This window comes from Paenibacillus sanguinis 2301083 = DSM 16941, assembly GCF_000374825.1.
Lineage (GTDB): Bacteria > Bacillota > Bacilli > Paenibacillales > Paenibacillaceae > Fontibacillus > Fontibacillus sanguinis.
Genome location: NZ_KB895377.1, coordinates 156,968 through 180,329 on the forward strand (window position 1 = coordinate 156,968; position 23,362 = coordinate 180,329).

Below are 23,362 nucleotides of genomic sequence, written 5' to 3' on the forward strand. Positions count from 1 at the left end.
GCAATGGGCAAAACGGTATTTCGCTATTTTTTTGATTTTATGGACGGCAAGCTGCGGTGGAGACCCTATGGAAAAGGGTGGGGGCAGATTGCCACTTCACCAGGCACGTTCAATAAAGAGCTTCTGATTCTGGAGAAAAAACGCGAAAGGCTTATCCGCAATCTCATGGGATAAGCTTTTTGCTTATAATTCGGCTCAAACTAAAATCAGTGCTTGCCAACAGGGATCTATAGAGCGGAGGGTCGTAGGGATTCTGGAGAAACGGAGTGTTGCTTGTGCCTATAATTCATAGGTTTCCGAAAAAAGTCACTTATCACTACAAAAGTCGGATTTGTTCAATGCCATTTCTCGGGAATTTGCAATTTTGCTCTAAGGTTTCACTATCCAATGAATTTCCTCCGCTTTATATTGAATACCAGGAATAAGATGCAGGCCTCTTAAGTAAAATGCCGAGGGGCAGGCAATCAGAAAGACAGAAAAGGAGTGAAGTGCTTTGAACCGAATCTCGCCCGCCGCTGCACCCATGCGTATGAAACCACAAAAGGAAAATAGGCTATACCTGAAGAAGAAAAAAGGCATACTGCAAGAGCTTGTAAAAAACCGGGTGCTCTATTTAATGCTGCTCCCGACCATTATCTTTTTTCTAATATTCAGCTACTTTCCGATGATCGGGATTTACTATGCTTTTACCCGGTTTGATTTCAATACGACGATGTTTAATGCCCCGTTTATAGGTCTGGAAAATTTTGAATTTTTATGGAAATCAGGAACTTTGACCAAATTAACGTTAAATACGATCGGCTACAATATCGCCTTTATTTTCTTGGGTCACGGACTAGCTATATTCGTTGCCATTTTGCTGAGCGAGCTGAGCGGCAAATGGTTCAAGAAAATTACGCAATCCGTTATGTTTCTGCCTTACTTCGTATCCTTCGTTATTTTAAGTGTCATTGTATACAACATCTTTAATTATGATAACGGTTTCTTTAACTCGATGCTCACGTCTTTCGGGATGGAGAAGGTAGATGTTTACAGTAAGCCGGTATTATGGATTTTCCTGATCATTTTCTTCTTCCTGTGGAAAAATATAGGGTACAATATGGTCATTTATTTGGCGACGATTACAGGCATCAGTAGTGAATACTATGAAGCGGCTCAGATTGACGGGGCAAATATTTTCCAAAGAATATGGTACATTACGTTGCCGATGCTGAAATCAACCTTTGTCGTGCTGCTGTTGTTCGCATTAGGAAGCATTATGAAGGGACAATTTGATCTGTTCTATCAACTTGTCGGCAATAACGGGCTTCTCTACAATACAACAGATATTATTGATACCTATGTTTTCCGTTCCTTAAAAGTAACCTTCGATATGGGGATGGCAACGGCTGCCGGCTTGTATCAATCCTTGTTCGGCTTTGTGCTAATCATGACAGTCAATTACATTATTCGCAAAATTAACGATGAATACGCTTTATTCTAGTATAGGAGGGATACACGAATGACCATTAAAGCTGATGGCTATACGAAGCTGTTTAAAGCGATTGCCTATACAGTAGTTATTTTATTTTCCCTGGTGTGCTTGCTCCCTTTCGTACTGATTATCTCCGCCTCTTTGACGAGCAACCATGCCATTATCAGAGAGGGGTATCATTTGATCCCTAGTGAATTTTCGCTTGAAGGCTATCAGGCGGTCTTCCGTTTCCCGGAAGAAGTGCTTAGAGCCTATGGAGTAACAACCACCGTAACGATTATAGGGACTTGTTTAGGACTATTTTGCATGACCATGGCAGGCTATGTGCTATCCAGAAAAGATTTTAAGGCCCGCAATGGCTTCTCCTTCTACATTTACTTTACGACCCTGTTCGGGGGAGGGCTGGTGCCGTGGTATATGCTGATCACAAAATATTTGGGCTGGATGGATTCTTATTATGCCTTAATTGTTCCCTCGCTCATGACGCCGTTTTTGATCATCCTGATGAAGAACTTTATCAAGTCCGCGGTGCCGGAGGAATTGTATGAATCCGCCAAAATTGACGGAGCGGGCGATTTCCGAATTTATTGGCAAATTGTATTAAAGCTTGCCATGCCGGGCATTGCCACGGTCGGTCTATTCCTGGCTTTGCATTACTGGAACGACTGGTTCTCATCATCGATGTTCATCAATGATACACATAAATACCAACTTCAGTTCTATCTATACAATGTCATTAACTCGTCCAACTTCATGGCTCAGATGGGAATAAGCACAGGAGTTACGCTTGCCGGAGATATGCCAACAGAATCCATGAAAATGGCGATGGCCATTGTCGTTACCGGCCCGATTTTGTTGCTGTACCCCTTTATTCAGCGATTCTTCGTCAAGGGATTGACGATTGGGGCCGTAAAAGGCTAACGAGCGGTTAGAACCGGATTATCCTGTAGCATCTGGGAGAGATCGGAGCGTCCGGCTAACATAGAGTAAGATCATTTTAAGGGAGGTTTCACAATGGGGAAGAAAAAAAGAAGAAGTGGTGTGTTATTGCTCGCGTCTCTGCTGATATTGGCCCTTCTCGCCGCATGCGGCGGCGGAAATAATGGAGGCGGCAATCAGGCTCAAGAAGCAAACGGAGCTGGAGAATCGCCGAAGCCGGCCGATTCCGCTGCCATCGATACGTCGAAAAAGGTAGAGCTTCAGCTTTATATGTTGGGAAATGCACCAAAGGACCTGTCCATGATTGAAAGTGAAATTAACAAGATGGCTGAGGAAGAGCTGAATACCACCGTAAAATTCAATTATACGACCTGGACGGATTGGGATCAGAAGTATAAGCTGCTGCTCTCTACCGGCCAATCCATTGATTTGATCTATACTGCGGATTGGACCCAATATTCCTCCTATGCCAAGAAGGGGGCGTTTATGGCCCTGGACGATTTGCTGCCAAAGACGGCGCCAGAGTTGCAGAAATTTGTTCCCGCGGATTTCTGGGATGCCGTAAAGGTGGACGGAAAAATATACACCATGCCAGCCACGTATAAAGAGTTTGTCACCGGCGGGTTTACCTATCGCAAGGATTTGCAGGAAAAACACAATCTGCCTGTTCCTACTGATTTGGCTTCCTATGAACAATTTTTGTTAGGTATTCAAAAAAGTGAACCCAATATCCTGCCCGTGTTTATGAACAGTGATATGAAAGCCCTTCACTGGACTTATATGGATCTTAACAAGAGTATTAGTTCCGATGTTCCGTATGGCCTGAATATTAAATATGAAGATCCAGCCAATGTGATTCAATACTGGGGATCTCCGGAAATGATCGAAGAGCTGAAGCTTTATAAAAAATGGCAGGATCTAGGTCTGATCCCGAAAAACGTTCTGAACTCCAAGGATGATGGTACGGATGTTTTCCCTTCGGGTAAAGCAGCGAGTGTATTTGGTCTTAATCCAACGAAATATAACGATGCAAAAATGAAAATGGAAGCGGTTCATCCGGAATGGGACCTTGCTTACGTGCCTTATGCGACGACAACGAAAATTGCTCCACCGGTTCATCCGATTCATAACGGATTTGCGGTTCCGAAGAATAGCAAAAATCCGGAGCGCGCATTGGCGTTTTATGAGAAGCTGGTGCTTGACAAGCGTTATAATCAATTAACCCAGTATGGGATGGAAGGCACACATTATAACGTTGAAAGTGGCTATTACAAGATGGTGGGAACAAGCAACACGAATGGCTTCCCTCGTGAAGCGATGAACGGCTGGGCGTGGAGAAATCCCGAATATATGCTGTTTGACAAATCATACGACAACATCCAGGAAATATTTGACGAGCTTGACCAATATCAGACCCCGGATAAATTCCTGGGCTTTGCTGAAGACTTTACAGCCTATCAGGCGGAAAAAGCGGCTTTGGAGCAAGTTGAAAAGCAGTACCTGTATCCGTTATATGCCGGTCTTGTTGATGATGTTGAACAAGGGGTAGCCTTATTTATGGAAAAGGCCAAGCAAGCAGGCCTGGAGAAAATTCAAACGGAGTATACCAAGCAATGGCTGGCTTATGTAGAAGAAAGCGGAATCGCCAAATAAAAGTAAATAGTTCTTCATGCATGGCAAACGAGCGCGTGCCCATATTCCAATGGGCACGCGCTGTTTATGTACGGTTTATCGTGTCGAATGACGGTATTCATTAGGTGTTACATTATAGTTTCGCTTAAAGGTTCGATGCAGATAAGAGCTGCTGGTAAAGCCGGTTTGTTCAGCGATGGCAGCGATGGGCAAGTCCGTTTCTTTAAGCAGCCGGCACACCTCATTTAAACGGGTGTCCATTACAACATCCATAATGGAGAACAGAGTATGTTGCTTGTAGAGGCGGCTGATATAAACCGCAGACATGCCCAATTCATTGGCAATTTGGTTCAGATTGAGATTGGGATCAGCGAAATCCCGTTGTATCTTTTCGTTAATCCGGCGTACCAGATCATGCTGCTTGGTGTTTTTCTTCTCAGCGAATTGGCCACAAATTTCTTCAAATAATTGCAGAAAGGCCGTCTGCAACTCAGGGATCGTCTCCACCTCATCCAGGTCAGGGATTTTTGTGAGTCCCTCCAAGGGGAGCACCCCGCGCTTGCGTATGTTGTCTATGACAGATTGGACGGCTAGCTTTACCCGGGAATAAGCAAATTGTACAACATCATATGTGAAATGGGCGGTTTCGTTCAGAATGTTCGCTACATGTTCCACAGCCTCCTCGGCTTTTCCGCTGATTAAGGCCTCTACCATTTTCTTCTCCCATTCGGCTGGATAGGTGTAGTCATCAACAGGATGTTGGGCTGTGGACAATTCCGCTGCGTTCATGACACTGCCATGTCCATAGAACAGTCGATATGGTGCAGCTTCTCTTACGGTCAGATATTGCCGGTTGATAGAATCGGCATCATGTTCAAGTGCGCCATATACCGAGGTGATGCTGATCTTCAAATATTCCAAGCAGGCGGTTCTGATTTGATGCAGTAAATCTTCCAAGTTATCGTGATCGTTATTCGTTGGTGATGAATGGCTCCATGCAGTCAGATTAAGGAGCAGCAGAATGCTGTCATCGTTCATATCCACGGCCTCTGGCCGGTAGCTTGCTCCACAAACTTCTGTCGCAATATTCATAATCGCGAACTTATACGGGTGAATATAGGAGCCCTGCATTTCTAGCAATTCCTTATAATGGTCAATGCGCAGCAGGATAAGATGATAGCCGTTTTTCAGGTTAAGGTTAATGCCTAACGATTGCAGGCTTTGCAGCCGTTTTCCCGGATGATCACCCAGCACTAAATGGCGCAGCGCATTTTGCTTCAACGTGTACATATTGTCTCTTCTTTCATTGGCCAATTTGTTCATCTCAAGCATGATGTGGCTGATGGGCTTGTAGAGACGCTTGGATAAATAGCTGGAGATTACCGCGCCAGCTAACAAAATGCTAGCGGCGATGATCAAGGTTGTGTTGCGGATTTTGCTGGTTTGCTGGGCAATTTCCCGATAAGGAGTAATCCGCATGTATTGCCAACCCAATTTATCCGGGGCCGTATATGAAATGAGCGCATTTTCTCCACGGAAGTCCTGCACCAAATAACCGGCGTCTTGATCCAGGATATTCTCTTTAAGCCATTGCTTTTCGGCGGGCGTCAACGGGTTTTCTATCAGCTTCACCCCCGAAAGCAGCCGGTCCTGATCGTCGATCAGGTAGATGCTGCTGTTGCTGCCAGAGCTGGATACTCCACGATTAATCCAATCCGCTGAAATATTGACGACAATCGCTGAATTCGTTTGCTCGTTCCAGTTCACCGTGTCGAAGCAAAGAAAAGAGTAGACGGAAGTTGTCTGGTGTCCATCCGTAGAAAAGGAACGGGGGATGGGCGTAAAGGGCTTCACCCTTCGGGTGCTGTTCAACAAATCCAGAATTTCCTTATCAACAAGCTCACTTTCATGGACTACGCCATTTTGCGACACCAGAGAGTTCGTTGAGGTAGCGATATAAATGTGGGGACTGCCGGGATTATAGACATAAATGGAATCTATAAAAGGGATCGAGCTTAAATAATTGCGTAATTCATTCATTGCGGCCGTAACCTCATAGATATCAGGGTTGCTGTACAACAGCAGCTTGGAAATGGTGTAATTGCGATATAGCTGGAATGAAAGCGATTGCGCACTTTCGGTTAAACGAATCACCTCCTGACTTGTTTGCGACAGGTTGTTCAAATCGGAACGAAAGGCTTCTGTTTTTTCTACCCGGGTGTAGTAGGTGTAGTACATTAAAGTGGTCAACAATAACGTTAACGATATGCAGGCAGTAATGGTCAATAGCAGTTTACTGTATAATTTTCTCTGTTTGCGCATATCGTTAATTCCCATTGTCATCGCCTCCTGAATCGTTCGTAAATCATTTGAAGCTGCAAGCAAAATCATTATAGTGGAGCCATTCAAGCTAATGCGAGTGTATAAATTAAAACTAAGTGCACAAATCGTACCTTCCGTATGTACACAAAGGCTAGAAAAGTGCACACATGCGGTTGCCTGCTATTTTTCGGTGTAGAACAGCTCGAGAATCATATGATGGTTATAGTTGCCAAACCCTTTGCCAAACAAGGTTAACCCGCCAGGATGAAGGGCGTCATCCTCAACGGATAGCCGAAATGTCCATTGTTTACGCCGGATGTTGATTTCTTCTAAAGTTACCTCCGACAGCTTTATCCCGTCCATGAAAGTGCCCTCGCCCGTAATCCGCAATTGCTTCAGCAATCCATATTGATTAATCTCGCGGGGCCACCAGTCAGGGGTGTATTTGCCATGCGTATCCCCGTAATCGCCGGGACTGGTCCACGTTCCTACTACTTTTTCATTAAAGGAGAAGGTGATATCAGAGGGATAGTGGTTGTTGGTTCCGGGGGCTTCGGACGAAATTTCCATAATCAACACCAGCTCTTGCGGTTCCTGGCTTGATAGCAAATAGTTGGGGGCCTTGTATTCAATAAAGCCCTTGCCAAACCAAAGGATGGCGGCATTGATCCGCTCCGGCTCCCAGAAATAGCGGGGATCGTCAAAGTTGCCGATCAGCTTGTCTGTTGTAGCCAGACCGCAGGTTGGCTCGATATAAAAATCGGAGTAATGGCCGACCGGGATTTCCATACGGTGGCTTAAACGCTGGGATGCCGCTTCTCTAGGAAATTGAATTTCCGCACCGGAGACGGCAAGCGAGCAAATTTTTTGCAGACCGCCCTTGCCTGGCATCATCTCGGTGTCTACAAGCCCGGATTCGGACAGCTTGCGGACATGCATCGTCATGATCGCACTGGATAGGCCAACTGCCTTGGCCAATTCCTTAATATTCATTGGACGCTCGGCCAGCAGGCGCAGCACGTGCAAGCGTACGGGGCTGGAGAGCGCTTCGTATACGGGAAGCGATTTATCTGTAAGGTCAAGCTTCATAGTTAACCACCTTGTCATTAATTTGATTAATAAATATATTAACCAAATATTAATTTTTTGACAAGCTCACAACATTTGCGCTTGATGGCTGTAGAGATAAAGAGAAGCAATAAAATATATGTTTACGCTTACAAAAGATACAAAAAAGGAAATTGACGAAACTAACGGTAGTGACTATAATGTTTGTGTAATTATAAACTAATTAATAATAATATTAACTAAGGAGTGACTCATGGTGACATTCAAGGGTGTACTGAACGCTGATACCGGAAAAGGAACGATCAGTCGGTTTATTTATGGCCATTTCTCCGAGCATTTGGGCAGATGTATCTATGAAGGGATTTGGGTAGGCGAGGACTCTTCCATTCCTAATACGAACGGCATTCGCAACGATGTTGTGAAAGCGCTCAAACAAATCAAGATTCCGGTTCTCCGCTGGCCAGGTGGCTGCTTTGCAGATGAGTATCATTGGAAGGATGGGATCGGGCCTAAAGAAGGACGCAAACGGATGATTAATACACATTGGGGCGGTGTGGTCGAGAACAACCATTTCGGTACTCATGAATTTATGGAGCTGTGCGCGCAGCTCGGGTGCGAGCCGTATATCAATGGCAATGTCGGCAGCGGTACAGTTCAGGAAATGTCCGAATGGGTGGAGTATTTGACGTTCGGCGGGGTTTCGCCAATGGCTGAGCTGCGTGTGCAAAACGGACACAAAGAGCCATGGTCGGTGACCTATTTCGGGGTTGGCAACGAGAACTGGGGTTGCGGCGGCAACATGCGTCCTGAATATTATGCAGATTTGTACCGCCGTTATCAAACCTATGTCCGCAACTACGACGGCAACAAAATTCACCGGATTGCTTGCGGACCCAATGTTGACGATTACAACTGGACAGAGGTGCTGATGCGCGAAGCCGGTCCATATATGGATTCGCTTACGCTGCATTATTACACAGTGCCAAATGATGGCTGGCAAGACAAAGGGCCGGCAACCGGATTTGATGAGAAGGCCTGGTTTGCTACATTGAAAAAAGCGTTGCGGATGGATGAACTGATTACACGTCACAGCACGATTATGGATAAATATGATCCACAGCAGCGCGTAGGACTTATTGTTGATGAATGGGGCACCTGGTACGATGTGGAGCCAGGGACAACACCGGGCTTTCTGTATCAGCAAAATACGATTCGCGATGCGCTTGTGGCCGGCTTGACGTTGAATATTTTCCATAAGCACAGCGCCCGTGTCCGTATGGCCAACATCGCTCAGACGGTCAATGTTCTGCAAGCGGTGATTCTGACCGAAGGAGAGAAGATGATCTTGACTCCGACGTATCATGTCTTTGACATGTACAAGGTCCACCAGGATGCCGAGTTGCTGGAGCTGAGCCTGGATGCAGGCAGCTACAAGCTGGACGACAGTGATATACCTGCGGTAACAGCTACGGCATCCCGTGATGCCGAAGGGCTGATTCATATCAGCTTCTGTAATCTGCAGCATCATGCTGAAGCAAGGGTGGCTCTGGATCTTCGCGGCCTGAATCTTGAAGGGGCAGCGATTACCGGCTCTACGCTTGCCGGCAACAAGATCGATGCGCACAATACGTTCGAGCAGCCGGATTCTGTTGTACCCCGGCCGTATGAGGGCTTTGGGCTGGAGGATGGCAAGCTGACGGTCGCATTGCCGGCCATGTCGGTTACGACGTTGGAGCTTGCGGCAAAGGCGTAAGCAGGGATGGCGGATAATTCCTGCAAGGCTTGCCGGGATGACTATAAGGTGACTGATGCGCAAATGCAGCGGCTTCTGCAGACATCGGCGTTTGCGCCAGAGCGCAGAGTAAGCGAAGAACAGTATAATGACAGGCTGCGTATTTGCGGCGCCTGTCCCAAACTGATGAATGGCGTAACCTGCACGGCCTGCGGCTGCATAGTCCCCGTCGTCGCCTGGTTGAAGGAGCGCTCTTGTCCGTTGCCGGGCGGCGGGCTTTGGGGACAGGATATGCAAATTCAAATTTACAATAAGGAGTAAAAATGATGAGCCACTTAAGGACAGCGCCACATCCACCGCTCGGTTGGAACAGTTGGGATTGTTACGGCGCAGCAGTCACCGAAGAAGAGATTCGGGGGAATGCCGCCTACATGTCGGAACATCTTAAGCCTTATGGATGGGAATATATCGTGGTCGATATCCAGTGGTATGAGCCGGGAGCCTATTCTTCGCTGTATCGCCCCTTTGTACCGCTGGAGATGGATGAATATTCCCGGCTGATTCCTTCGGTTAACCGATTTCCTTCCTCAGCAGGCGGCAAAGGCTTCGCGCCCCTTGCTGAATACGTCCATAGCCTTGGTCTGAAATTCGGTATTCACATTATGCGCGGTATTCCACGGCAGGCTGCCCATGCGGCTACACCGATTAAAGGCAGCCTGAGTACAGCGCGGGATATCGCCCACACGAACTCCATTTGCCCATGGAACACAGACATGTACGGCGTGGATGCCAGGAAGGAAGGGGCCCAGGCTTATTATGATTCGCTGTTTGAGCTGTACGCCGAGTGGGGCGTCGATTTCGTAAAGGTAGACGACATTGCGGCTTCCCGGCTTTACGATACTCATCAGGACGAGATCCGGCTGATCCGAAAGGCGATAGATCGCTGTGGGCGGCCGATGGTCTTAAGCCTTTCACCGGGGCCAGCTCCGCTGGAGTATGCCGACCTTCTGGCGGAAAACGCCAATATGTGGCGAATGACGGATGATTACTGGGATCAATGGCCGCAGCTGCTAGATATGTTTGATCGTTGCGCCAATTGGCAGGGAGTACCGAAGCCGGGCAATTGGCCGGATTGCGACATGCTTCCGCTCGGGCATATCGGCATCCGTTCCCTGGATGGAGGAGGGGGTGATCGTTACACTCGCTTCACGCCTGACGAGCAGCTTACGATGCTGACCTTGTGGTCCATCTTCCGCTCACCGCTCATGTTCGGGGGAGAGCTGCGAGACAATGACGAGTGGACACTGTCGCTTCTGACCAATCGGGAGGTGCTCGAAATGCACCGCCACAGCTTTGGCGCCAGACAAGTCAGCCGTCAAGATGATAAGGTGGTATGGCTTGCCGAAGGAGCAGATGGCATCCGTTATGCCGCTCTGTTCAACACTGGTGAGGCTGATTGCGAAATATCCGTGGATTTGGCTGAGCTTGGCCTAGACGAGCAGACGACAGGACTGGAGCTATGGAGCCGCCAATCGGCCACGGTGCAACAAGGACGGTTAACGGCTTTGGTTCCTCCTCACGGAACAAGGCTATATCAGTTGAAATAGAAAGAGCGCAGACTGGAATTGGGGAAAGCTGCGAAACTTTAAACTGCTATAGAAGAAAGATTGTCGGAGAGCGTTCGCCTAGCGAGCGCTCTCCGATGCTGTTCTACGCTGTTTAGTTCATAATGTGCACAGATGTTCGCTGCCAAAGAGATGAATTTTTCACTAATGCAGGGAAAATTCACTATAAATTGCCGCAAGGATAATATATAACCTTTTTTGAAAGCGTTTTCTTAAATGCTTTAACCTATTTTGCAAAGGGGGATTATTTTTGAGAAGACCATTTTACATTTTATTAATTACCAGTGTGTTTTTAAGTATCTTTGCACCGTTGGCTCATGCCCATGCTAGTCCGGAAGGGGTGGAGATAGCGGACATCGTGGCGCATTATCCTTTAAACCGTGCTTATCACTATCAGAATAAACTGAATCCTGCCCAGCAGTTGTCCGGTAGTTCCCCGGTCTGGACGGCAGACTATGTGTCTCTGGTCAATCCAGGTAATTCAAATAACGGACATATTGCAGGTCAAAATCCAGGGACTCCGGTAACGGGAGACAAGATTTCTTTTTCACTTGATATTAAATTGAATAGCACACAAACCCGTTCTACGAGCCCGGAAAATACACTTTTCTCCTATGGAGCTGACAATAATCGCAATATAACGCTGCGACCATACTACGACAGCGGCTTGGCTGCGGTTGTCCTCCGGCAGCAAGGGACGGATGCGATTGTGGCCTCGTTTCCGGCACCAGCCGCCGATATGTGGCATAATTATGCGATTTCGCTGGACGGCTCGGCTGACATCGGCAAGCTGATCGTTTGGGTTGATGGGGTTAAGGTCGCAGAGGCAGCGGCAAGCGGAATTGGAGCAGATGCAATCGGCCATGGGCAGCTGCGGCTCAATCGTACCATTTCGACCTATTCCAATCTGGATTCACATTATCGAGATGTTCGTATCTATAAAGGAGTGCTGACGGAAGAACAGGCAACGGCTCTGGCCCAGGAAATCCGCGAGTTCACTTGGAACGATTTGTTAGCGCTAAAGCCGTTAAACGATGGAATGAAGATCAGGAGACTTTCACTGTTCCAGGATCCGAATGTGGTCTGGACCTCAAGCGATACGAGTGTCATTAATCCTGCCACAGGAAGCGTCATACGGCCCGGCCAAGGCGCGAGTGCCAAGCAAGTTACCCTGACTTTGCATTGGTTTGACTACAGTCAGAATTACACGGTTTTGGTTCCTCCGATGGATGCAGGGGATCACCTTATTGCCGATTTCAATTTCGACGACCCTTCGAGCGGTCTTGAGGGGGGTGGAGCGAAGGCTGTAGTGCAAGGCTTGGCCAGCTATGGGGATTCCTTGCCAGGACAGGGAAAAGCGGCAAAGATCCACAACGGCTTCTGGCTGAATGTAACCCAAGATGATGGTACAACCCCGCTTCTTGCCGGACTTGATGAAATCACGATTTCTTATGATAGCCAAACAAGCGGAGGCAGCGGCTGGGTCTTCTTTGCCGCACCGGATACCTCAACACAGACTTATCTGAGTGAACGCTATCTTGGCATTCTGGATAAGCAGGATTCCTTGACAGTGGAACGATATAACAATAGCGGCGCGCGCCCGGAAAGCGCGAAGGCACCCGCAGGAGCGGAGTGGAAGCATGTTGACGTGGTCGTTTCTGCCACGGATACCAAGCTGTATATAGATGGTCAGCTTGTATCCAGCATCGCCAGCAGTCATACTTTAACAGATATTTTGACCAGCTCGGGAGGCATTTTCCAGCTCGGGAAAGGCAATTGGGGCTCAGGTGAATATTACGAAGGCATGATCGACAATTTCCAGGTTTTCAATAAAGCGCTTACTGAAGCAGAGCTGGTTGAATACCGTGTAATGAATATTCCGCCAGTTGTTGAACCGGCTGCCGGTCAAATCTACGGTCCGGTGACGATATCTCATCCGGCAGGGGATAAATATATTTATTATACGACCGATGGAACCGAGCCTACCCTGAATAGCACGCCATATACAGGGCCGTTTGAGGTGCAGAACGGAGTTACGGTTAAAGCAGCGGCCATCGCTCCCAATGGGAGCCGTAGCGAAATTGTAACCGTTCAATACTATTCCAATGCCTGGTCAGCCACCGCGCTTGCTTTCAGACTGGATGGTCAGGATACGGTTAACAATGTGAAGCTTACTTGGCCGTTGCTTGAAGGAGCGGATTACTATGCGGTTTATCGCCAGGATCAGTTGATTAACCGGACGTACGGGGATACTGTCGATGAATATGGGCTTGATGTGGGGCAGGACTATACGTATACCGTGAAGGCGATCAAGGACGGAGCAGAAATTGCGGCTGCACCAACAAACCGTGTGCATACGTTCGCCTATGATCCGGCGGAGATTACGCGAAAGAAAAATAACTATACGGGTGAGGATCAGTTGGCCGCAGGCGAACCCTACGGGATCAAAGCGGGCGATACCTGGTATCACTATTTCTATAGCGGGGTCAGAGATGCGGCCACCGGGCTGGTAACTACCAGCATCTACGAGCAGACCAGCACTGATGGAAGGTCGTACGGTGACGACCGCTTGCTGGGCTCCTTCGAGGATATGCGGGTTGAAATGGAGGGCTACAGGCTCAATCCGCAGAGTGGAAAGGTCGTATTCAGCGCGCATGAGGAAGCTAGCAGCGGCTACGGGCGAGCAGGTGTGTTTTTGGGCTCGGTCACGCCCGGCAGCAATGATTTCTCAGTCACTTTTAGAGGCCGTCCGTTTGAGAAGGAATCACGGGATATGACGCTTTTTGTGGATGATGATCACACGGCGTATCTTTTTTTCGCTACCCGCAACAACAGCGATATAGCCATTGTCAGGCTGGACTCCAATTGGGAGAGGCCCGCAGCATTGGTAAACACCATATTTGAGGGTAAGAAAAAGGAATCTCCGTCATTGATTAAACATGATGGACGCTATTATTTCTTTGGTTCCACGGCCAACGGCTGGTATCCGAGTCAGGGGGAATATGCTTCCGCCGCTTCTATTGCCGGGGAATGGACGCCGCTTCGTCCAATCGGCAACGCTGCTTCTTATGCTACCCAGGCCAATGGAATCGCAAGGCATACAGGAGCGAACGGACGGGAGACTTTTCTCGCCAACGGCTACCATTGGGGGGCGCAATATGCTGACAACTACAAAGATCCGATGGGGACGTATGCCAGACTGTTTCCCACAGTTTTTCATAACGGGATTGCAACCTCTGAATGGTTTCATCAATTGGATAAACATCCTGAATACGGCATGATACCGGTACAGGCGGGACAATTTCTTTCTTTGGGAAAGAAAGCCGTTGCTTCTGGAGGTGTAGATGCAACGGCGGTGACAGATGGTGCAGATTTGGCCACAGCTGCGCGAGTGTCGCACAGCACTCTTCCTTACGACCTGGTCATTGATCTGGAGCAGCCTGCCCAATTGTCGGAAATCAATCTGACCACCAGGCTGGTGGGGGGCTCCGATGTTGCCTATCGTTACACCCTGGAAGGCAGCTTGGATCAGGAAAACTGGAGCATTCTGGCGGATGGTTCAGAGAACAATGTTGTTGGTTTTGTCACCCATGCGCTTTCGGATGCCAGCCGTTATCGCTATGTCCGCTTGACCGTGAACCAGATCATCAACGTGCATAACGGACAAAGCGCAGTCTGGGCCGACGGGGTGATCGAGCTGGCGGTATTTGGCACACCGTTGATCGACAAATCGGAGCTTCAGGCACAATATGATGAGAAGAAAAATACGGGGAAGGGCGACTTTACGAACGCTACCTGGAAGAAGATCACGCAGGCTCTGGAGCATGCGCAAACAATTCTGGACGATCATGAGGCGATGCAATGGGATGTGGACCGGGCGGTCTTGCAAATCGAAGAAGCCTTCAAATGGGCATTAACCGTTCAGCCAGGGAACGTAGTGGATTATGCTTCCGCCGGCGTACCGGTTGGTGAAACCTGGTATGACACAGAAGGGAATCCGATTCAGGCGCATGGCGGCGGATTTCTGCAGCAAACGGCTGAAGATGGCAACCCCGTTTATTACTGGGTAGGAGAGAACAAAATTCATAACCGGGCCAGCTTTCATGCCGTGACATTGTATTCTTCCCGCGATTTGGTGAACTGGGCTTATGAAGGAGACATTCTTGACCCATTCTCAGTTACCGTGGAAGGAGCGGAATATGGACTGCTGGACAGCAAATGGGAGCGTCCAAAGCTTCTGTATAATGAAAAGACTGGCAAATACGTACTCTTTGGTCATTGGGAAACAGCGAACAGCTATGCAAGCAGTCAAATCGCGGTAGCCACCGCAGATCAGGTGACCGGGCCATACACTTTCCTGGGTCACTGGCGTCCGGGAGGTACGCTGCGAAACTGGCGCAGCGATGGCGGGCTTTTCCTCGATTCGGAATATTACAAATCCAGTGGTATTCGTGTGGAGGTTCCGTCAAGCGTGCAAAGCGATGTTGCACAAATGGGCTATGCTTCCCGGGATTTCACCGTGTTCGCCGATGATGACGGAACAGCCTATCTAATATCGGCAGAAGGACATTCCATGAGAGTGCATCGGCTGAATGAGGCCTACACGGATGTAGATTTCACAACCTATGCTTATAGCGAGCCCGCCTTCAAGTCGGCTGATTTTGAATCCTATAACTTCTATGATGACATCGGACGTGAAGCGCCGGCGATTGTGCGTGCGGATGACGGGTACTACATGGCTTCCTCCGGGCAATCGGGCTGGCTGCCGAATCAGGGCACCCTTAGCTATAATGCCGACTTGAGAGATCCGGACGGCTGGACGCCCATCAAAGAAGATGGCCTCATTATAGAGAAATACGCCTTTGGAAACAACAGCACATACTACAGCCAGCCGACTAATATTATGAAATTGACCAATGAGGCCGGGGAAAAAACATATGTGTATATGGGGGACCGCTGGCGGTCCAGTCAGCTTGCCGATTCTCGTTATGTATGGTTGCCGATGACGTTTGATACGGAAGAGCATACCGCCTCGATCGTCTATACGCCGGGTTGGAAGCTGGATGCGGCGACTGGCAGTCTAGAGGTTCCGCCGATTGAGCTGGTTTCCCAAGGCAAGCCTGCGTATATCACGGGAAATGACTCGGTACAGGGGATTGAGAACGCCAATGACGGTATTGCTTACAACCTGAGAACCTCCGGCGATTCAAGCCATTTCTTTGGCGGATTGACTGCCCCGTACGAATATACACTCGATTTGGGGGCTGTCTATGATTTAGCCCGGATCGATGTAGCCTATCGGTTGTATAACGGCTCGGAGATGTATCACAGGTATCAAATTTTCGCTTCAAACGATGATGAGAACTGGACAGAGCTGGTGAATAATGATACGAACATGTGGGCCGGGTTCAACTCGAATCCGTTACAAGGAGCTTATCGATATGTGAAGCTCAAGGTTAACGAGGTAAGGCGCGTCAACAACGATTCGCTCAGCAATGGTTGGGGCAGCGGGCTTGTCGAGGTTCAGGTATATGCCCATCCGGGCAACCCGGCCACACTCTCCCTGCCTATCGCTGACCTGGACTCGGGCGTGTATTCTTCTTCGCAGCAAGTGACGCTTTCCCATGAGAAGGAAACGGCCAGGATCTATTATACGCTGGATGGCAGTACGCCAACCGTTACAAGTGCGGTTTATGGGGAGCCGATTGAGCTGCCGATAGGTAAAACTACACTCAAAGCGATAGCGGCAGCAGATGGCCAAACAAGTGGCGTGGTGGAGAAAAATTATGTGATTCAGGCGAGTGAGACCGAGAGTCCGGTGCTTTTGCCAGACCCTGACAGTGGAGCTGCTATTCAGCAATTTGATATGACATTCGGATTGGGTAGAGCAACGCAAAGCACATATGCTCGGGACTTTACGTTTCCTTTCGATCGAAGGCAACTGGTATGGTCCCAAGGGCATGAGCAACTTGCGTACAAACAGCAGCGACGGTTACCGAATCATCCATCGTTGAGTTAGTCCGCAGCTGTTTATGCAACAGGAGTTCGGCATTGCGCCGGGCTCCTGTTGCTTTATGAGATGCTTGCCGGATGGGCTATGGGCTACATCAATCGGGTTCTCCTGTATTGATATGGCGTGACCCCGTACTTTTCCTTGAACAGCTGGATAAAATACTGGTTCTTTTTGTAGCCGACCATTTGGGAAATGTCTGATACGCGGAGCTCGGAATCCAGCAGCAGGCGGGAAGCTTTCTCTAGCCGTTTTCGGGAAATGTAGCTTGACACATTTTCTGCTGTTGCCTGCTTGAATAGCTTGGATAGGTAAACCGGATGAAGATGGGCGATTTTGCCTAATTCATCCAAACTAAGACTATGATCCAGATGGTTTTCAATGTAGGCCTGCACCTTGGCGACAATACTTTGATTAGACAAGTGCTTGTGATTCGGAATTTGCTCGACAGCCGATTCATAGCCTGCAAATTCCTTCCTTGCGGCCCGGTTTTCCCCGAGGAGCGAGAGCAGGTATCCCAAACCGTCGAACGGCTTTCCGGAAGCTGGCAGAACGGGGCGCTTCTCGTGAATTCTGGCCACGGCTTTGGCCATAGCCGTCTCCATATCATCCTTGTCCACAGGCTTGAGCAAATAGTCGAGCGCGCCTAGCCGGAGCCCTTGCTGCGCATAGTCGAACTGGGAATAGCCCGAGAGAAAGATGACTTTGGTCGGCAAGCTGTTTTCGTGGATATGCTGAAGCAGGTCAATTCCCGTGACCTCAGGCATCCGAATGTCCGTAATCAGGATGTCCACAGGGCTTCGGCTCAGCATGTCCCTGGCTTCGATAGAATTGGTCGTCGTCTCGATATGGTCGATGCCGAAGGCTCTCCAATCAAGCAGGTGCTTCAGGTATTCAACCACATGTTGTCCGTCGTCAACGATTAAAAGCTGCATAAGCCTCTCCTTTCTCAGAGGGGAAGCAGATTAGCAACAGGACGGATAGCCCTCCCCAATCATTTATGAAAAATTGCAGTCCGCTGGGCTCGCCGTACGTATTTTTCAGCCTGCGGTTGATATTCCACAGCCCAACTCCCTCTGTGCCCTCCGGGGAGATAGTGGATGCGATCCGGGACTCCAGGCTGCGGATTTCATCAGGCGCAAGCCCTTTGCCGTCATCACAGACCTGGATCGCGATAGCGGCTTCCGTCAGTCTGACGTCAATAGCTACCCGATGGGCGCCTTGCTGGCTCTCAATCCCGTGCTGGATCGCATTCTCCACAACGGGCTGAATGATCAGCGGCACCATGGGGAGCGAGGCCAGCTCGGGCGGCAGGCTGATCTTGTATTCAATCCTTTTGCTGAGTGCCATGATCGCCAGAAAATGCTCAGCCAGCTTGAGCTCGCTGCCCAGGGTGACATCATGGCGCTCCAATTTGGTGAGGTAGCGATAGTATTCAGCCAGATGCTTGCTCATTTTGATTACAGCATCGGGCGAAGAGCGGGCCATCGACATGATGAAGAACAAGCTGTTGTATAAGAAATGCGGGTTGATCTGAGCCTGCAGCTGCTTCATTTCCGCGCTTTGCCTCAGCTCGGTTTCCGTGCTCAGGGAGGTGAACAGCTCGCGGATTTCGGTGACCATATGGTTAAAGCTTCTGAATAAATTGTAAAATTCATTGTCGGGATTTTCGGTAATTCGGGTGCTGTAATTGCCTTGTTCGACCTGCAAAAACTTTTTACCCAGCAGATGAACATTCCGGTAGTAATTCCGATAAAACGTAAAGATGACAAACAGACCTAATGCGAGGACGGCTAATATGCTGGCCAAAAAGAGCTTTTTGCTGCGGTCAAGCGGCTGCAGAAAATCATTGGTTCGGGTATAGGCAATCAAATATGTATCCAGCGGCTCTATATAACGGGAGAGAATGTAGTAGTCGTCTTTCTGATTATGATAATCATATTTTAAAGTTTCCGCTGGATCGGGCAGAAGCATATCGCTCACGGCTTGCAGCAGGTCATGATCCACCTCTTGTTCGCTCCAGATCAGGTGGCTGTCATTAATCAGAAAAAAGGCGTTGGAGCTTTCGTCGTTGACTGCTTTCTTCAGCAGGCTCTTCAGGTAATCGGTATTCAGCTTCACGCCAACCACATATTGCACAGGCTCGGGATGTCCGGGCTTTTGAATGTAAGGATAGACGGCAAAGTAATACAGGCTGTTGTCAACCGTTTTCCAGCCTCGTGTCTGAGTTTCAATAAATGGGAGCTTGGCTTGCGGGTCAAGACTGGTGGAGAAGAAGGTTTGTTCAGCTTTCCAGTAAATCCCTATGGAATCAATAGAACGGCTGGAAAGCAGCGGCCTTCCCAGGCGGTCAACCATTTCGTTTTTTTTCATTTGCGATTCGTAATTGCTCAGTTCAAGCACATGGTTTTGATAGAACCGTACATCGTTGTCTGTTGCAAACTGTACTCCATACATGCTCGCCTCGTACATAATTCCGTCAACAATGCTCTTCGCATATTCCAGCTGCTTCTTTGAAGCGCTAATCAGGCTTTCTTCCAGTGTCTTTGAACTTAACTGGTTCATAATGAAAAACAAGCTCAAGGTCAGCAACAGAAAAAAAACGAAAAAATAGATGAAGTGCTTCATGTTCATTTTTCTCATCATGCTGTTTTCCTTTCCAACCGGATTAGCTTTATCATAAGTCAAACCATCGGAAAGCGGAAGGCGCTTTCAAGCCAAAAAATGAAAGCGTTATACAATTGTTTAAGAATGAGGTGATGATGTTAAGACTTTGGCATTTTTGTATGAAAGCGCTTTTGTTAAGCTTAATGCGAGGGAGATTTCTCAGAGTTTGTATAAAGGGGGGAACTGCTATTCGTCAGATCGTTACTGCAAAATCGGCAAATCGGGCCAGACCAGAGCTATCCAAACCGACTCCGTGGAAGAAGGAAATGAAGAAAAACTGGCCTTTGTATGTGCTGTGCCTGCCCGCGATCGTGTTTGTGTGTATTTTTTCGTATGGCCCTATGGCTGGTCTGGTCATGGCCTTTCAGGATTACAAGCCATGGCTTGGCATCGGCGGTTCCGAGTGGATTGGACTCCAGAACTTTGCAAGAATCTTTGAATACAAGGAGTCGATGGAGGCGATTGTCAACACCTTGATTATTGCGGTTGCCAAGATTATTGTCGGCATGATCGTCCCGATCATTATGGCGATCCTGCTCAGCGAAATCCGGAACATCGGGGTGAAAAAAAGTGTGCAGACGCTCGTATATCTGCCGCACTTCTTGTCCTGGGTGACCGTCGCCGGGATGATGATCGACATTCTCGGACTGGAGGGCGGCGTCAATCATGTGCTGACCCAGGTGTTCGGGATGGAGCCGGTTTTCTTTCTGGGTGATCCCGAGTTATTTCGGCCTACGGTCATTATCAGCGATTTGTGGAAAAGTTTCGGCTTCGGCATGATAGTCTATCTGGCGACGATAACGGGGATCGATCCTTCGTATTACGAGGCGGCGGAAATCGACGGAGCCACACGTCGGCAGCAAATTCTCCATGTGACCTTGCCCTGCATGCTGCCGATGATTATCGTCATTGCAACGCTCAGCCTGGGCAACATTCTGGATGCCGGCTTCGATCAGATTTTCAACTTGTACAACCCGCTTGTATACAGCACAGGGGATATTATTGACACTTATGTCTATCGTTCCTCCTTGCTGAATGGACAGTACGGGTTCGGGACCGCGGTGGGACTGTTCAAGTCGGGCATCAGCCTGGTTCTGATCGTTGTGTCCTACAGATTGGCCTATAAATATGCCAACTACAAAATCTTCTAATCGGGAAGGAGGAGGAGAATGTACCATAAGACGACAGGCTATAAAATTTTCTCCGTGTTCAATTACACCTTTATGATCCTGGCGGGATTGTCTTGTCTTTTGCCGCTGCTGCATTTATGGGCGCAATCGTTCAGCAGCAAAGCGGCGGTTAACGGCAACCTGGTATCATTTTGGCCGGTCGATTTCAACGTGGACGCGTATTTGAAAACGTTCAGAAACAGCAATTTCACCGGGTCCATGCTGATTTCCGTAATCCGGACCGTGCTGGGAACATCCCTTAGCATGTTGGTCATTACCTGCGCCGGATATGCCTTGTCCAAGGAATTTCGCGGCCGCAATATGCTCATGTGGTTCTTCATATTCACCATGCTCTTCTCCGGGGGATTGATCCCTTCCTATATATTGATTACCAGCCTGGGATTCAAGGACACCATTTGGGCGCTTGTGCTGCCGGGCGCCTTTGGCGCTTACAACCTGATCCTGCTGGTCAATTTCTTCAAGACGATTCCGAAGGCGCTGGAGGAGGCGGCCTTTATTGATGGAGCCTCCTTCTTTGCCATTCTCCGAAAAATCTATTTGCCATTATCCCTGCCGGGGCTGGCTACGGTAGCGCTGTTCATTATGGTGGGACACTGGAACGCCTGGTTCGACGGAATCCTGTATATGTCGGATACCAGCCGGTATCCGCTAGCATCCTTCCTGCAGACCGTGGTAGTGCAAAGCAATGCTCAAAATATGGCGATGAGTCAGTCCGAGGCGGAAGCGATGGCGGAACAGAGCATCAAAGCAGCGCAAATTTTTATCAGCACATTGCCGATTATCTCCGTCTATCCATTTCTGCAAAGATATTTTGTCAAAGGGATTGTGCTTGGAGCGGTGAAGGAATAGCGGCGAGTCAACGAATGAACGAGTCATGAATAAATAACAAAGGGGCCTGGTTCTATGAAGAAAACAAACGTAATCGCCTTAGGCTTAACCGTCATTTTGGCAGGGGGTCTGCTGGTCGGCTGCGGCTCCAAAGAGAACTCGGAGAGCAGTGCTCCGGAAGCGGTGCTCAAGGACGGCAAGTATGATCCTGCGATTAGCATTACGATTGCCAAGCAGCAGGATGAGAACGCAGGAAAGTACATCAATGGTGAAAGTCTGAACGATAATGTGCTGACCCGTTGGGGCGAGCAAAATCTCGGCATCAACATCGAAACCACCCTGCTGGGCGGCGATGCCTCCCAATATAACACCAAGCTGCGGCTGGCGCTGACGGGCTCCGAGGTGTTGCCGGATGTGCTTCCGGTATACGACACCATGATTATGAACGATCTGATCGAATCGGGACGGGTCAAGGAGATTTCTGAAGATATCAAGGCCTACATGCCTGAACGGCTGAAAGAAATTTACAAGCAATATCCGACGACCTTCAATCCGGTGGTCAAGGATGGCAAGGTGTACGGAATGGCGATCGCGCCGAATTTAACGGAAGGCGAGGTCATGCTGATCCGCCAAGATTGGCTGGACAAATTGCAGCTTGAGGCTCCGACCACGATCGAGGAATTTGAGCAGGTGATCGCCGCATTTACAAATGACGATCCGGACGGCAACGGCAAGCAGGACACGTATGGCTTTACGTTCTCGGGCAAGGATTCTTATAACACGGGCTGGGTCAGCGACCCCGTCATTATCTTCAGCGCCTATACGGGCAAGCATCTGCCGCGGCAATGGTATGACGATAATGGCAAGCTGACTTACGGCTCGATTCACCCCGGCAACAAGGAGGCCCTTGCCAAGCTCCGCGACTGGTATGCCAAAGGCTATCTGAACAAAGAATTGGCTACCCAGGGAGCTTGGGACGCGTTGTCCGGGTTTACGGAAGGGAAGGCAGGCATCATCATCGGCCGTCCATGGCTTTACGACAGCGTGAAGGATGTGGAGAAGAACGTACCGGACGCCAAGATCGGGGCTTATCCTGCGATTCAAGGCGTAAGCGGCGACAAAACGTATCAGTCCGCTCAACTGAATGACGGGGTGTTCATGTTCAACAAGGACTTCAAATATATGGAGGGCTTCTTTCTGTACTACGACAAGCTGTATGACGCGGCGTTCGGTACGGGGGATTTCCAATATGGCTATGCCCAAGGCTATGACTATGACATCGTTGATGGCGAGGTGGTCTTCGATCCGGCAAAGTTTAACACACCGCTGGAGGCGATTCAATCTGTCGGCAAAATGTCCTTCACCAAAAACACGCCAAGCGTCAGCCCGGCCGGCAAAATTTACTATGACCTGGCTAACGGCGCTTCCCCGGATAGCGGTCCGTTATTGGCCGCGGCGGCGGCCAGTCCAACCACCCAGCAGGGCTTTGCTATCTCCTATGAACATCGTGACACGCTGCTGCCGAATCCCTTCAACGGTCCGCCTACCCCTACCATGCAGAACGTATGGGAACAACTGACCACGATGGAGCAGGAGACGTTCACCAAAATCATTTACGGCAATGAACCGCTGGAGGCGTTCGATACCTTTGTCAAGCAATGGTCGGAGAAGGGCGGCGACACCGTGACGGAAGAAGTCAACGCGTGGTACGACAACGCCATGAAAACAGATGTCATGTCCTTGATGGGACTGAATTAATTTTATTATATTCCTGCGATTTTCTACTAGTTTTACCCGGGTTCAGGTGCAGAAAGGTTCATAATTTCTAGATATGTTCACTATGAACGCAGCAAGGCCTTGGTTATGATGGAGAAG

General features: G+C 49.0%; 15 protein-coding genes. 11 read left to right on the forward strand and 4 right to left on the reverse strand.

Translation table 11 applies throughout. The features are described 5' to 3' along the window. Nucleotides 1-3: 3 nt before the first annotated feature. From C557_RS24820 to C557_RS0104215, 4 genes are all read left to right on the forward strand, one after another. The gene (locus C557_RS24820) at nt 4-174 is read left to right on the forward strand and encodes a hypothetical protein (protein ID WP_018750576.1); all 171 of its coding nucleotides are present in this window, start codon (nt 4-6) and stop codon (nt 172-174) included. A 349-nt stretch (nt 175-523) separates the two neighbouring features. Further along, complete coding sequence (locus C557_RS0104205) at nt 524-1,483, forward strand: ABC transporter permease (protein ID WP_026263289.1); 960 nt, start codon at nt 524-526, stop codon at nt 1,481-1,483. Nucleotides 1,484-1,501: 18 nt separating this feature from the next. Then, nucleotides 1,502-2,395 carry a carbohydrate ABC transporter permease gene (locus C557_RS0104210; protein WP_018750578.1) on the forward strand — a complete coding sequence of 298 codons (894 nt, stop codon included), beginning with the start codon at nt 1,502-1,504 and terminating at the stop codon, nt 2,393-2,395. Between the two features lie 93 nt (nt 2,396-2,488). Then, nucleotides 2,489-4,066: an extracellular solute-binding protein gene (locus tag C557_RS0104215; protein WP_018750579.1), complete on the forward strand. Its 1,578-nt coding sequence runs from the start codon at nt 2,489-2,491 to the stop codon at nt 4,064-4,066. A gap of 75 nt (nt 4,067-4,141) precedes the next feature. Here the strand turns inward: C557_RS0104215 and C557_RS0104220 are convergent, their stop codons facing one another. Beyond that, nucleotides 4,142-6,382: a helix-turn-helix domain-containing protein gene (locus C557_RS0104220; RefSeq protein ID WP_018750580.1), complete on the reverse strand. Its 2,241-nt coding sequence runs from the start codon at nt 6,380-6,382 to the stop codon at nt 4,142-4,144. 165 nt (nt 6,383-6,547) lie between these two features. Then, nucleotides 6,548-7,456 (reverse strand): ArsR/SmtB family transcription factor, encoded by a 909-nt coding sequence (locus tag C557_RS0104225; RefSeq protein ID WP_018750581.1) that lies wholly within the window; start codon nt 7,454-7,456, stop codon nt 6,548-6,550. A gap of 232 nt (nt 7,457-7,688) precedes the next feature. On the opposite strand from C557_RS0104225, the gene C557_RS0104230 reads away from it, so the two are divergent. From C557_RS0104230 to C557_RS0104245, 4 genes are all read left to right on the forward strand, one after another. Next, the gene (locus C557_RS0104230) at nt 7,689-9,188 is read left to right on the forward strand and encodes an alpha-N-arabinofuranosidase (protein ID WP_018750582.1); all 1,500 of its coding nucleotides are present in this window, start codon (nt 7,689-7,691) and stop codon (nt 9,186-9,188) included. A 6-nt stretch (nt 9,189-9,194) separates the two neighbouring features. After that, a complete protein-coding gene (locus C557_RS0104235) occupies nt 9,195-9,488 on the forward strand; it encodes a DUF6171 family protein (protein WP_018750583.1) in 294 nt (97 codons plus the stop codon). 5 nt (nt 9,489-9,493) lie between these two features. Further along, nucleotides 9,494-10,774, forward strand: coding sequence for a glycoside hydrolase family 27 protein (locus C557_RS0104240; protein WP_018750584.1), 1,281 nt, complete (start codon nt 9,494-9,496; stop codon nt 10,772-10,774). 268 nt (nt 10,775-11,042) lie between these two features. After that, a complete protein-coding gene (locus tag C557_RS0104245; protein ID WP_018750585.1) occupies nt 11,043-16,811 on the forward strand; it encodes a chitobiase/beta-hexosaminidase C-terminal domain-containing protein in 5,769 nt (1,922 codons plus the stop codon). A gap of 83 nt (nt 16,812-16,894) precedes the next feature. On the opposite strand, the gene C557_RS0104250 is transcribed toward C557_RS0104245, so the two are convergent. Further along, nucleotides 16,895-17,737 carry a response regulator transcription factor gene (locus tag C557_RS0104250; RefSeq protein ID WP_018750586.1) on the reverse strand — a complete coding sequence of 281 codons (843 nt, stop codon included), beginning with the start codon at nt 17,735-17,737 and terminating at the stop codon, nt 16,895-16,897. Continuing rightward, nucleotides 17,718-19,448 (reverse strand): sensor histidine kinase, encoded by a 1,731-nt coding sequence (locus C557_RS0104255; protein WP_040676409.1) that lies wholly within the window; start codon nt 19,446-19,448, stop codon nt 17,718-17,720. The genes C557_RS0104250 and C557_RS0104255 overlap by 20 nt, the downstream gene beginning before the upstream one ends. Nucleotides 19,449-19,735: 287 nt before the next feature. Here C557_RS0104255 and C557_RS0104260 point away from each other — a divergent pair, with 287 nt between their 5' ends. Genes C557_RS0104260 through C557_RS0104270 form a run of 3 tightly spaced genes read left to right on the forward strand, consistent with a single transcriptional unit; the run spans nt 19,736 to nt 23,245 of the window. After that, complete coding sequence (locus C557_RS0104260) at nt 19,736-20,620, forward strand: ABC transporter permease (protein ID WP_018750588.1); 885 nt, start codon at nt 19,736-19,738, stop codon at nt 20,618-20,620. A gap of 18 nt (nt 20,621-20,638) precedes the next feature. Continuing rightward, the gene (locus C557_RS0104265; protein ID WP_018750589.1) at nt 20,639-21,508 is read left to right on the forward strand and encodes a carbohydrate ABC transporter permease; all 870 of its coding nucleotides are present in this window, start codon (nt 20,639-20,641) and stop codon (nt 21,506-21,508) included. Nucleotides 21,509-21,562: 54 nt separating this feature from the next. Further along, entirely contained in the window at nt 21,563-23,245 is a 1,683-nt protein-coding gene (locus C557_RS0104270; RefSeq protein ID WP_018750590.1) for a type 2 periplasmic-binding domain-containing protein, read from the forward strand. Nucleotides 23,246-23,362 lie beyond the last annotated feature (117 nt).